At 63.5% G+C, this 13121-nt stretch carries 8 protein-coding genes and 1 pseudogene; 4 read left to right on the forward strand and 5 right to left on the reverse strand.

The annotated features are described in order from the left end of the window. The first annotated feature begins 6 nt into the window (after positions 1–6). Both ACSYG9_RS18505 and ACSYG9_RS18510 read left to right on the forward strand, forming a co-directional pair. Positions 7–315 carry a hypothetical protein gene (locus ACSYG9_RS18505; protein WP_454839445.1) on the forward strand — a complete coding sequence of 103 codons (309 nt, stop codon included), beginning with the start codon at positions 7–9 and terminating at the stop codon, positions 313–315. A 196-nt stretch (positions 316–511) separates the two neighbouring features. After that, positions 512–988, forward strand: a complete 477-nt coding sequence (locus tag ACSYG9_RS18510) for a VOC family protein (RefSeq protein ID WP_454839446.1) — start codon at positions 512–514, stop codon at positions 986–988. A gap of 102 nt (positions 989–1090) precedes the next feature. Here the strand turns inward: ACSYG9_RS18510 and ACSYG9_RS18515 are convergent, their stop codons facing one another. Together ACSYG9_RS18515 and ACSYG9_RS18520 are read right to left on the reverse strand one after the other, a co-directional pair. Further along, positions 1091–1978, reverse strand: a complete 888-nt coding sequence (locus ACSYG9_RS18515; RefSeq protein ID WP_454839448.1) for an HNH endonuclease — start codon at positions 1976–1978, stop codon at positions 1091–1093. A gap of 95 nt (positions 1979–2073) precedes the next feature. Beyond that, positions 2074–3945 (reverse strand): DNA/RNA helicase domain-containing protein, encoded by a 1872-nt coding sequence (locus ACSYG9_RS18520; protein ID WP_454839450.1) that lies wholly within the window; start codon positions 3943–3945, stop codon positions 2074–2076. Between the two features lie 162 nt (positions 3946–4107). Here ACSYG9_RS18520 and ACSYG9_RS18525 point away from each other — a divergent pair, with 162 nt between their 5' ends. Continuing rightward, positions 4108–5139, forward strand: a complete 1032-nt coding sequence (locus ACSYG9_RS18525; RefSeq protein WP_454839452.1) for a GIY-YIG nuclease family protein — start codon at positions 4108–4110, stop codon at positions 5137–5139. Positions 5140–5229: 90 nt separating this feature from the next. Further along, positions 5230–9590: pseudogene (locus ACSYG9_RS18530) on the forward strand (AAA domain-containing protein); the annotation flags it as partial. A 201-nt stretch (positions 9591–9791) separates the two neighbouring features. On the opposite strand, the gene ACSYG9_RS18535 reads toward ACSYG9_RS18530, so the two are convergent. The 3 genes from ACSYG9_RS18535 to ACSYG9_RS18545 are packed head-to-tail and all read right to left on the reverse strand — an operon-like array spanning position 9792 to position 12761. Next, positions 9792–11258 (reverse strand): Fis family transcriptional regulator, encoded by a 1467-nt coding sequence (locus tag ACSYG9_RS18535; RefSeq protein ID WP_454839453.1) that lies wholly within the window; start codon positions 11256–11258, stop codon positions 9792–9794. Next, entirely contained in the window at positions 11251–11604 is a 354-nt protein-coding gene (locus ACSYG9_RS18540) for a helix-turn-helix domain-containing protein (RefSeq protein WP_054806697.1), read from the reverse strand. Before ACSYG9_RS18540 ends, ACSYG9_RS18535 begins: the two co-directional genes overlap by 8 nt. Further along, on the reverse strand, positions 11601–12761 hold the full coding sequence (locus ACSYG9_RS18545) for a tyrosine-type recombinase/integrase (RefSeq protein WP_440126680.1): 1161 nt from the start codon (positions 12759–12761) through the stop codon (positions 11601–11603). The genes ACSYG9_RS18540 and ACSYG9_RS18545 overlap by 4 nt, the downstream gene beginning before the upstream one ends. Between the last annotated feature and the right edge of the window lie 360 nt (positions 12762–13121).

The following is a 13121-nucleotide window of genomic DNA, read 5'->3' on the forward strand; positions in this document are numbered from 1 at the left end:
GAGTTGGTGGACGACGAGCCGCTGACGGTCGATGGTATTGCTTATGTGGAAGAGCCGGCGGACGCCGCGTCGGTTGAGTCAGTGCCCGAGGTGGTATCGGTGCCGACTCCTGAATCTGCGATCACCGTGGCGATTCCGGTGGTCAAGGTGCCGGCTGTTGAGCCTGCTGAATCCGCCGACTCGCCCGTGGCTATATCGGAGCCGCGCCTCGAAAACGTGATCATTGAGGCGCTCGGTTCTGAGCCTGCTCCGGATGATGAGGACTCGCCCGAGGAGGAGTCCGAACGCAGCCGTCGCCGACTCTACGAGCCGTAGATCGACGAGTTACGGGCACTCGGTCTGAAAGTGTCTGTAAATCAGCAGGATTCGTTGACAGCAAAGCGATTGCGCGTCTGATTCAACAGCCGCCACTCCGCGGACTCGTCTTCCATTGCCACTCCGCGATGAGTGTTCCTTGACGAGGTTTCTCGTAGGGAGGATTCTGGACGTCAATGTCACGAAGGAGCTGGTAATGATTCCGACACTCGCTGGCGTTCACCACCTGAAGTTGCCCGTCTCGGATCTTTCGCGAACGGTCGAGTGGTATCGGACGCGGCTTGGCTACGAGGTGGCGGTCGAGTTCCATGAGGAGGATCGACTCGTCGGAGTTGGGATGCGGCATCCGGTGGGCGGACCGATGATGGCGTTTCGTCTTGATCCAGAGAAAGCAGCGGCAGCAGCGGGATTCGACTACTTCTCAATTGGGGTGCCCGACCGCGAGGCACTCGAAGCGCTGGCAGAACATCTCGATCAACTCGGTGACCAACACGGTGGGGTGCATTTCGCCTCCATCGGCTGGATACTTCCTCTCCTCCACGATCCTGATGGGCATGAAGTGCGGTTCTACACGGTCGAATCCCACACCGAAACCCCGGAGTCGGAAGTGCGCACGATTGTGAACCCTGTGGAGTCGGCGGTCGAGGAAGAAAAACGCCGTAGCTCTCGCTGACCAGTTCTGCGGACCTCGACGAACCGGGATGCCCAGGTTCGACTCGAACAGGATCTTGTCGCCACGTTGTGGCTGTGCGCTGACCGCGTCGCGCGATAAGAACTAGCGGGCCTCGGTTGTCCAGTTACACGATTTCCGGTGGCGGGCAAGAGCATCTGGATCCGGGGGGTGCATCGGATTCTTGGGTAGTTCGAGCGAGGCTCCATCGTATCTGCCATACTCGCTGGCTTTCAGCCAGGGCGCCACCTTGACGGTCAGTTCGTCACTGACAGTCCACATCTGGAGGTCGAACAGTGTGTGGAGGTCAGCGCGCAGAAGGAGGCCGTTGGTGACGTGATTGCTGTGATCGCCGAAGTATCGGTCGATATGCGCTGCTTCGAGAACAAAGTAGACAGAAGATCCAGTAACCGCGCAGCGGTTTCTGTAGGCGGCGAAGAGCGCTTTGCGGAACTTCTTCTGGCCTCGGCGCACGGTGATTTCTCGATGCGCGCGTGTACGTAAGTCTTCACCCTTCTCGTAGTTTGTGGGGGCATTGTGTTCCCCTTCCTCGAAGTTGGAGAGGTCGTCGAATGCAGAGTCGCTTTGAACGGAGAACAACGATCGAAGCTGGGCCTCGGCCTCGGAATCGGCGATCTCATTGGCAGGCGCCTGCGCTGCGTAATTTCGCCCGTGTCGTTGTTGGATCTCTTTCCAGGTCGTTGGCTTGACGAGGCTCTCACTGATCGTTTCGAACTCGAATCGACGAGTATATTCACCGTCATGTGCATCGACCCAGTGGGCAAGTGCTGAGGTCGGGTCCAACGCGTAGAGACTTGTCGTTGAGCGTACTCGTGAAAGCAATCCCGTCTTGGCGAGCCAGAAGTAGATTTCGTCTCCTGGCTCGATACGGCTGAAGAATCCGGGATGTCGCACATCCCAGAATCCGTCATCTCTCGCAAGATCCCAATGCTGTGGAGTTGCCTGACCGATTTTGACGATCCAACTGGTCAATTCCCATGCGCCTGTTCAGGGTTCGCATCGGGTAGGGGCATGTCCTGGATCGGAAGCCCGTCGGGCCGTGCTCGAAGCTTGTTTGTGGTAGTGGCTTACTCGGCGATCAGTTCACGCAATGCCTCCCGCGTCTCTGCGTCTGTGGAGTAGATGACCGTGCCGATCATTCCGCGGGTCAGTAGCACTTTGTAGACGTTGCGGACCAGCCGGTCGAAGCGGACATCGCCGATCTTCTTGGTGTTCCTGAAGTCTGGGTCGCGATTGGCACTACGCACCGTCACGAAACCGCCATCTCGCCACAGCAGATCGGGTCCGATGATCACACCGTTCCAGTCGTATTCGAATCCCTGCGCGGTGTATACGCAGCCGACTTGGCCGAACCCTCCGTCCTCGGTTGCCCACAGTGCTGTCGGAGGTGCATCACCGGTGCGGCGATCACTCTTGCTGTTCCATGGTCGTGCCCACCCGTCAATCTGAACGTCCGGGACGAGACGACCATCCTTGTCGGGATTGCTCCACGGCCAGCAGTACCCAGCGGTCATGCGGGCCGAGTATCCGCGTTCACGCTGCTGGTCGAGCAGGAACTCGAGTTCCTCAGGAGAATCTGCGACGCGGACAGTGAACTGCGGGTCGCCGGCCCATCGCACGGGGCCGCCCTCAACAAGCCCGAGGAGACGTTTGGTCCACATCACGTACTCCTCGCTACCTCCACAGCGGAACTGCTCCCCGAGGTGCACGTGATGGGTTTCCAGGCCAAGTGTCGCGGCGTACCGCTCGATCTGTTCGAGCGATCCCAGTTCGCCTGGTCGCACTACCTGATGTTCATCGAGCAAGAAGACCGGGACTCGTGCAGCTGCGATGAGTTCGTCGATCTGCGGCCGTTCCGTCCGGAGTTCGGCGCGGGTGTACCGATCGACGGATGTTTCACGGATGCGGTGTGCCTCGTCGAGGATGAGCACGTCGAGACCGTTCCGTTCGGCCGACATGAACTGATTGAAGCACTTGAACATCTTCTGCACGCGCGGTGCCCGCGCACCAGCGACCTTGCGCAGGGTCTGCGTGAAGGAACGTGAGCCTGTCGCATGCAGCACGGTGCGTCCGCGGCGAGCCAGTTCGCCGAGTAGCGACAGTGCGATCACACTCTTACCGCTACCCGGACCACCAGTGATGATGCCGACACGTTTCCGATCCGCCGCGCGCGACGTCTCGACTTCGTGCAGAACCAGGTCGACCGCCAATTGCTGATCGCCGAGCAGGTGGAATTGCGGCCGGTCCCGAACTTCGGCGGCGGCGACCTTCAGTAGCTGCTGTGACGGCGCCACCGCTGTCTTCATGAGCGTGTCGCCAGCGGTATGTCCGGTGCTTGGAGCAAGTCGTGTTCGGAGGAAGTCGACCATGTCGCCACGGTCGGTGGCAGTGAACAGACGACCGGTCATTCCTGTCGGGTAGTTCCGCAGGTCAGCCACGGCCGACGGGTCTGTGGCGTTGTGCAGGTACGCGATGCCAGCCAGTGCATCGGGCTGATCCGCGACTGCTCGGGCGAAATCACCCAGATAGTCGCAGTACCCCTTCACCTGAGCGACGGGATGGAGTTTCGGGCCGCCCGGCATTCCCGGCACCTCGACGAGTTCCGGGTTGTCCTCGAAACGCCGCGCGGCGGACCACTGCTTCAGTTCCACGACAACGTACGAGACAGCGCCGGTCGCAGGATGCATGCCAGCAAGTACGACGTCGGCACGCTGGGAGGTTAGCGGTAGGTGGTACTCGAGCAGCATCTCGACCTCGCCGAGGCCTGCATCGACAAGATCCTGTGCGAGGATCGGGAGGCTTCGGCTCCAGGATTTCTGCTCGGCCTCGCTCGGGCGTCGGCCGGTATGAAATATCATCTGCTCCAACAACTGCTCTGCCAGAGAATCTGGGCGTTCGAGATCGACAATCCGGCGAGCAGAAGTACGAAGCAGTGTCACAGTCAGGTCCCCAAGGCAGCACGAATCCAGTCGTGCGGGTGGGGGCATGTCCGTGGCTGCTCATCGCAGCGGAAGTCCGTCGGGCCGCAGCAGTGAGATTATCGGAAGGGGCTCACAGGGAGGGAACCGCCAGGCCGGTAGATCCTGACTAGGAATCACTCCATGGATGCATCCTCTGATGCGCAATCCTCGGGACGCTCCTGCGACGCAGGACCCAGTGGTGCGGTCTGCCCGAGCCACGCACATTTACGCACCGAATGTCGAGCCGATCAACCGGGTGGTGGAGCAAATCGGGAAAAACCGGCGCTGAGCGAATTGCCCGCAGATGTCGCAGAGAATGCCTACTGTGCCCTACGTGACCAGAGAAGGGGTGATGCGCCGATGTCGCTTACGTTCGGTCCGATCATGCACAGCGCCGGCATCGATCCGGCTGAGGCTCATGTCCTCCGCCACGCTTACGTGCGCGAGCACATCGACAGCGGTCTGCAGGGCATCCACGCGGATTCCACCGACACGGAGATCTTGAAGTACACGAGCCAGCAGTCCGCGAAACCTCGCGTGTTCCCGATCGTTCCGCCGCGGATCTGGCTCATCTTCATCAAGGAAGGCGGCGACAGGGCCAGGCTGTGGTCGGTGCTGGAGAACAACGGCGAGACGTCGAACGACGGAAAGCTGCGCACCTTCGACCTCGCTCCTTCCGGACAGCTTGCCGACCTCAGAAACCGATTGGTGATCGGGTGGAGGTCACCGCGTGCTTGGCGGATCAACGCCACAACGGCAGCCGCCTATCCGGTCGTGGAGATCGCCGACGCTGAGCCGATTCCGTTCCCCGGATTTGACCAGCTCGTCTTGGACTATGCCCGGCTTCAGGCCGTGATGCGCGAGCATCGCTATGCCTCGTGGCGCACCGCGCTGGCATCGGTGGCCGGCGTCTACCTGATCACCGACACCCGCGATGGACGCCAGTATGTGGGCAAGGCCGACGGCGCGGAGAGCATCCGTCAGCGCTGGAACGCCTACGCGACCAACGGCCACGGCGGCAACGTCGAACTTCGCAACGTCAGCCCAGCGAGCTTCAGATTCTCCTTGCTGCGCGTGTTCGACCCTGCGACTCCCACCCGCGAGATCGACGCAGCAGAGCGCCACTTCAAGATCGCCCTCGACACACGCAGGCACGGTCTGAACGGCAATTGATTTGCCCCGCGAGTGGGACGGGTGGGCGTGGAGTCGAGGGAGAACGATCCTGAACTGAGGGATCGCGTGCAACCCCTGCTCACCCTTCTCGAACCTACACTCGACCCGCAGGCTCCTGAAGGTGCTTGGACGGCTTCGACACCTGGTTCGGAGAATGGCGGGTGTGGGCGGCCGTCGACCGCGAACGACGACCCGCGTCACAGCTCTATACGTACTTGCAGCGCGCGATGCTTGAGCTCGAAGCCCAGCCGGAATCGCTTGAGCTGTCCTCGCGTCGGGACTGCTGCACCTCTCCAAAAATGTGGCGGGGGAGAAGGTGCACACGCACCTGATCACGCAGTTCACTCTCATCGAGCGCGACAGGCAGTCCGGCTACCTGCTGGTCCGGTTGGATCCCGAGGCCCGTCCGTCGCTCGAACACAGCCAGATCCTCACCGGGCTGAAGGTGTTCGACCACTCCAGCACCCGCGCTCTGCGCGAATCCCTCGTCACTCAGGTCGCTACGCCCGTCGGCCCCGCAGCCCGGGGGATTCCTCAAGGAATGGGCCGACCGCGCCCTCACCGTGCGCGTCGACGTCGTCGGCCACAAGGGCGAAGCATCGTCGCCGCACGCGTTCCTGACGCCGCCGCCGACTCTGGTGCTCCGTAAACGCGGCGCCTATGCCCTCGTCGAGTACTACAACCGAATGATCGACGCTGTCGCAGACGAGTCGAAGCCGGTGCCGCTCGGGCTGGCCCAGCTCGTCGACGCGATCGAACCGGCCGCCCGCGTCGCATGGCTCGACCACATCGGCACGCCGTCAGCTCTGATTACCGACGATCCGCTGTTCCCGCTGCCCGTGAACGGGGAGCAGCGCGACATCATCGACCGGCTCACCGGCGACAGCGGCGTCGTGGTCGAAGGCCCGCCGGGTACCGGCAAGACCCACACCATCGCCAACCTCGTGTCTGCCCTGCTTGCGCGTGGCCAGCGCGTCTTGGTCACGAGTGAGAAGGCGCAGGCGCTGCGTGTCCTCCGCGACAAGCTTCCGCCCGAACTACAGGACTTGTGCGTGTCGGTGACCGACGTGGCGCGCGGAGGGTCCGCGGAACTCACCCGCAGCGTCGACGAGATCGCCACCCGCAAAGCACAATTCAATGAACGGCGTGCAGCCGAGTGCATTGACGACCTCGTAGCGCAACGAAACGACGCGCTGAACCGCCGGGCGACGCTGATGGAACAGATCCGGCAAACCCGCGCGGAGGAGGCGGCTGTCCACCCCGAGGTCGTCACCGGTTATGAGGGGACGGCAGCGTCGATCGTCCGGCAGGTCCGTGCACAGGAAACCCGACACGAGTGGTTGCCCGCGCCGCTCCTCACCGCCACGCCCCCGCTGACCGTCGAGGAACTCGTCACCCTCCATTCGCTTCACCAGCGGTCGAGCGTCGAGCGCGCGCGGCGCCGACACCAGGTCTTCCCCGAACTGTCTCTTCCTTCCCAGCGGGAGGTGCAGTACGCGTGCAACGCGGTCGCGCAGGCACCTCCAGAGGCGTCGAGCAGCGAGACTCAGGGATTGCTGGCGATACTCGAGGGCGCGTCACTCGAGACGCTCGCCCGGGTCCGCGACCTCTGCGAACAACTGCAGGGCGCCCTGCACGACGCGGAACGACTCGACCCGCGATTCCAACGCGTGGCCGACGACGTTCTGTCGGGGCGATCCCACCACCTCTGGGGAAAGACCGCTGAATTCGCAAACCTCGTTCAAGCAGCGCAAGACGCAGATCGCGTCGTCGGTGTCAGTGTGGTGGAAACACCGGTGGCAGACCGGAGCGCGTTCGAGGCGTACGACGCACTGGCCCGCAAGCTGGATGCGGGGGATACCTGGCGCAGTGGCTTCTCCCGGTTCCGCAGGAGCGACGGGCAATCGGCGGTCGAGGCGCTCGGCGAGCCCGCAACCGTCGACGGTGTCGCGGCAACCACCGCCCACACGGCGCGCATCGTGGCCGAGCACCTCCGTGCCCTCGACGCGGTTCGGGTGGTGGGGATCGTCCTCCGCGATCTCGGCATCGACATCGCACTCGACGAATCGAGAAGCCGTGCCGTCGGCACCCTGGCGTTCATCAACCGCGACTGCGGCATCGTCGACAGTCTCATCGCTCGGGTGCGAGACGTCGAGTCGGCGTTACGCGAGGTCAACCCGGGTGCGCCGCGGATCGCGAACGTCGACCAAGCGCGCTCCGTGGCGAAATCGGCGCGGGTCATCGCCGCGACCGGCACTGCGGATGCAAGCAAGACCTGGCTCGAATCCGTCGGCATGTATGTGCGGGGCGAGATCGCCGGGGGAGCGTCGCCCGAAGGACGCGCGCTGGCACGGGCCTTCCACGACGCCGACTTCGCCGGCATCAACGCAGCGTTGGACGCGTGGGACCGTGCTGCAGGCGAACAGCGTGAAGAGTTGGACCTCGTCTCCCTGCACGCGCGATTGACCGACGCCGCACCGGCGCTCGCTCAGGCCATCGCAGAGGATCCGTCGAGAGCGGAATGGCCGGCCCGCCTCGCCCGTATCGAGAGCGCGTGGGCGTGGCGTCGTGCAGATGAGTGGGTGCGGCGCTACCACGAGCACCGCGACGACGGACAGTTCGCACGCGATCTCGACGCCGCCGAGAAGGACATCGCGCGGCTCACCACGCAGCTCGCTGCGGAGAAGGCGTGGAGCGCGTGTCTCGACCGCGCGACCGCCGAGCAGGTTCAGGCCCTCCATTCCTACCGCGACCATGTCGCGAGTATCGGCAAGGGCACCGGCAGGTATGCGGAGCGTTATCGTGCTGCGGCCCGCGAGGCCATGCAGGTCGCGCAGGGTGCGGTGCCGGCGTGGGTGATGCCGCTGCAGCAGGTGTTGGCTTCGATTCCGCCCGAGCAGAATTCGTTCGACGTCGTCATCATCGACGAAGCGAGCCAGGCCGACATCAGCAGCTTGTTCCTGTTGTGGCTCGCTCCGCGGGTGATCGTGGTGGGCGACGACAACCAGTGCGCGCCGAGTGCAGTGTCTCTCGGTGCACTCGAAGGAGTGTTCAGTCGCCTCGACTCGTACCTGCCCGACATCCCGAAGTATATGCGCGACAGTCTTACTCCGCGGTCGAGTCTGTTCTCGTTGCTGCGGTCGCGGTTCGGGAGCGTCATCCGGTTGCGGGAGCATTTCCGGTCGATGCCGGAGATCATCGAGTGGTCCAGTAACCAGTTCTATGCGGATGCGCCGCTGGTTCCGGTGCGGCAGTTCGGTTCCGACAGGTTGCCGCCGCTGCGCACCACCTTTGTCGAAGATGGTGCCGTCACCGGACAGAACTCCTCGCTGACGAATCACGTCGAGGCACGTGCCCTCGCCGACACTCTCGTCCAGTGTCTCGCCGACGAGGCGTATGCCGGGAAGACGTTCGGTGTGGTGGTTCTGCAGGGGCAGTCGCAGGTCGACGCGATCCAGAACGAACTACTCGACAGGGTGACTCCGGAGCAGTGGGAGGAGCGCAGGCTCCGCGTCGGCACGCCCCCGGATTTTCAGGGCGACGAGCGGCACGTGGTCTTCCTGTCGATGGTGGTCGCGCCCGAACAGAACATTGCGGCGATGACGAGGACCGAATACCAGCGACGGTTCAATGTTGCTGCGTCGCGGGCGCAGGACCAGTTGTGGTTGTTTCATTCGCGGACGGCCGACACGTTGCGCCCGACGGACCTGCGGCATTCTCTGCTCACATACATGCAGTCGACGTCCCAAGCGCCTGCCGCGCCGATGCCGGACGGTGTCACCCGCAACGAGCGGCACGAGGAGTTCGGCAGTCTCTTCGCGCAGGAGGTGTTCCTCGACATCGCTGCTCGCGGGTATCACGTGAACCCGCAGGTGGAGGTGAACGGTCACTTCATCGACCTGGTCGTCACCGGTGTGGCGGGGAAGCTGGCTGTCGCGTGCGATGGCGATCAGTGGTACTCGAGTTCTGATCAGCAGCGTGCCGATCTCGACCGCGAGCGTGAGCTGCAGAGATCCGGATGGAGGTTCTGGAGGGTTCGTGAATCGGAGTACTACTTCGATCCGCTTGCGGCGATGGCGGGGCTGTGGGGTGAGCTGGAGCGGCGTGGCATCACTCCCAGTGTTGCTGTGTCCGGTGGTGTTTCGGGGAACTACGTCGAATCTGCGATCGCCGAGCGCATATCGGTGTTCCAATTGCCGGTTGAGAAGTCCGGATCCACTGAAGCATCGGTGCCCTCGCACCTTGCGGATGCGATCGTGGATGCACTCGGAAACGAGTCGCATCCGGTGGTTGAGATCGCCGGCCGGTTGGGCATGGACTGGACGGTCGTGCTCCCTGCGCTGGAACGGCTCGTCGCAGCAGGGATCGTCGACGGGATCGCTGCGCCGGGGGAGCGGACGGAGTATCGCGTTGCGGGTGCTGTGGAGTCGTCCGTCGATGCTGCTCGATAACAGAGCCGCCGCTGGAGAGCTTGTAGTGGAGAGGCGCCATCTCACCTCCTGAGGAAGGTTCGGTGTCGTCTGCCATGAACGTTGCGCGGTCCGCCGGCGAGGGGTGTACTGGCAACGAGACGTATTGCAGTGAGACGAGTTGCCGTTGAGATCTGCTCCTGATCCGCGGTGGTTCGGACGGGTGTCAGGGCGAACCGATGGTCAGGTCGATTGTGCATCGTCGATAGCTGCGATGTATTCGGCGTAGCCGGCCGACGAGGCAGCAGCGTGCCGTTCGATCGTGGCCGGGTGATAGCCCAGGGTCTCGGCGATGATCGCCACGGGTGCGAGTCTGCTGAGTTGCTCGAGGGTACCGAGCCGGGCAGCACGCGCACTGAAGGTTCTTCTGAGTCGGTCTCGTGCAGTCGCGGAATCGAGGTGCCGACCGGGAGTGTAACCGCGAAATACCCAGTTGCTGTGGGGATGTGCGGCCGTCTGGTCGTGACGGGGATTGACGGTGAGATCACGCCACGGTTGGTCGAGCGGTGTGGGCAACGCAATCTCGAGGTCGGCGAGTCGAATGGTGACCTGCTCCTCGGTGATGGTGACATCGTCCCAGCGGAGCTGGACGATGTTCTCGATCTGTTGGGCGAAGACGAGGACCAGGATGGCCAGAGCACGATCGCGGGACGACAGTTCGTCGGTGTGGACCGCCACCTGTAGTGCATGATCCTGTTCGGCGGCGCTGAGACGTCGGCTGGTGCCGCGGCGATGCTTGGGCACGGTCAACTCCGGTGTGGCCAGTCGGCTCGCGATGGCCCAACCGAGAAAACGGTCGACGATCAGCCGGGTCGTGGAGCCGGTAGCGATCCAGTGATCGAGATGGCCTTGCCGCAGGTCGCCAAGTCCGAGGCCTTCGTTACTGAGCCAGTTGACGAAGTCGATCGCGACGGTCACGGTCTGCTTACTGCGCAAGAAGGCACCGTGTGAGACCGTCTCGCTCTGGTTCATGCGGCGCAGCACATGCCACCGGACATAACGGTCGATGATCTCGCGCATCGCCGGCTGGTGGACGCGGTTGAGAGCTTCGGTCGTCCACTGTCGGTATCGGATCCGGATCTCGTCACGCGGGGGCAGGACACCGTACTCGACGAGCAGTGCCCGAACGTAGTCACGTGTGCGTGAGGCAGGCAGCGCATCGAGGCTGCCGTGGGTGATCGTCGGTGCGGTCGACAGACCCTCGAGGAACGCGGTGACGTGGCGTTGCCGGATCCAGGTGATCCCACTGTTGGGTCGCGCCATGGCCTTCAACGCCACTGCGACCGGTGCCAGCTCCGCGACGATCGTTCCGGATTGCGGGTCGGTGAGCAGGTCATCGACCAGGCTGGCGAGTTCGCAGCGTTGGCAGCGGCCGCCGCGGTAGAGTTCGTCCTCGACGCCACAAACCCGGCAATCGAGGTTCAGAGCGATCCCGGAGCACCGGCGACACACCGGATGGCCGTCGAGAACCCCGGGGAGCACCCCGGTGTGGCCGCAGCCGCAGGTGCCGCGGGTGCGTTTGGCCTGCTGGTAGCAGTAGTTGCAGATCGGGCCGTCGGGCCAGTTCGCGGCGATCGGGTAATGCCCGCGACACCGGGTGCACGGGATCGGCCACGCGTCGGGGTCGCTGGGTTTGCGTGGTCTAACCATCGTCGTCCGGGGCGATCACGCGGATGCGCCGGGCGATCCGCGGCTCCGTTGTGACACCGAAGTTTTCGGGCCTCCGGGGTGCGTCGGCGGTCTTCGCGGCCCGCATTTCGACGAACGGTTCGAACAGATCGTTCGGTGTGCAGTCGAGAATGTCGCACAAGGCGGCGAAGGTGCGGGCCGGGATCCGTTCCGGGGTCGCGGTCACCAACCGGTGGACCTGTGCGTTGGATAGGTTGATACCCCGCGATTTGAGCAGGGGGATCAGCTCGGTGGTCTTCCACAAATTGCGTTGGGCCATGAGCTGACGCAGATTCCACCTGTAGCCGATTCGGCGCTGCTCACTCATGAGCCGGTCCCATCCTCTGTTCCGATGCCACGGAGTCGAGTGGCGATAATCCGCTGCACGGTCTTCTGCTTGAAGTCCGTGGACACCGAGGTATACAGCGCGGTGGTCGACGAATACCCGTGGCCGACCTGCTGCTGGACGAACAACGGGTCATAGCCGGCCTCGATCAGATGCGTGACGTAGGAATGGCGCAGCGCGTGCAAGGTGAGCTCGCCGGGCAGGCCGGCACGGTCGCGGGCGTGGCGGAACGCCCGATCGAAGTTGCGCACCCCCGACCCGTCGGCGCGTTCGGACGGCCACAGCAGCCTGGAGCGATCCGCGGTGGGGAACCGCTCCCGGCCCTGCGGCGACAACCAGAATTCGAGCAACGGCACCACCCACTCGAACTCGGGCACCGTCAGCACGGTGCGCCGACGCGGGCCGGAACCACTCGTACCCTTGGCCCACCGCACCTGCACGGCGCCGAACCTGCGGTAGTGCGCTACATGCGGGTTGGGACCGAAATCGACGTACTCGAGCATCGCCAACTCACGTCGTCGGAGCCCGTAGGCGTAGGCCACCTTGAACGCAATCGAGTCCCGCAGTGCTGGCAGCCACCGTTTCGATCGCTTGGCGAACTCATCGTCGACGAAGTCGTCCACCACATCGAAAAACCGCTGCAGCTCCGTTCGGGTGAGGCTGCGACGGCCGGGTGTGACCGCGTCGTCGGTCGCGTGACGGGGCGCATTCCATTCGAAGACAACCTGCGCCGGAATCTGACCGAATACCTTCTCGCAGAACGGTATCCATCCGTATCGAGGTTCGGTCACATAGCAACAGAACGTCCGGATCGACCCGGCGTTCGACCGCAATGTCGACAGCGCCAGTCGACGTTGTCCACTGCGCCGGTCGGCCATGAACTCGTCGAAGTGGTGGGGGGACCACGTCCAGGGATATTCGTTCGTATGCTGCTGGAAACGCCCGACCAGCCGACATGACGCCTCGATGTGCGCCACTGTCAACCCGCGGGCCAGCTGTTGCGCTCGCCAGCCGTCCAGCATCGCCTCGAAGGCACGATCCTCGGCGCGCAGCAAGCCGACGGTCTGATCACTCAAGAAGGCGGGAATTCTCCCCGGGACCACGTCCACACCCTGGGACCCTACGCGAGAATCTCTCATCAAATGAGAGAAACGGCCTCGGACCTGCACACCAACCACCCGGCCGCCATCCCGACACGTCAAGCACGCCTCAGCGGAACCCCGTCATCACTTGCAGGAACGGTTGTCATGGCATGGTGGGATGAGTAGTTGCATCTGTTTGAACTCGTCCTGGTTGGATGCCGATAAGCACTCTTATGTCAGGTGATGTCTGCATACTGCGTCGGGTATGTGAGTCGCTGTTACTGCCCCAGCGCGCCGACTTTATGCCGTCGACAGCCCGCCAAGTAGCTCCGAGTCCTGGCGCACCGCCGACTGGCGCCAGGCCTGAAGGGCAGCTATAACCATGGATCGCCGCCAACTGACCGGCACATAGAGTGA

It is taken from the genome of Rhodococcus sp. SJ-2 (assembly GCF_053750035.1).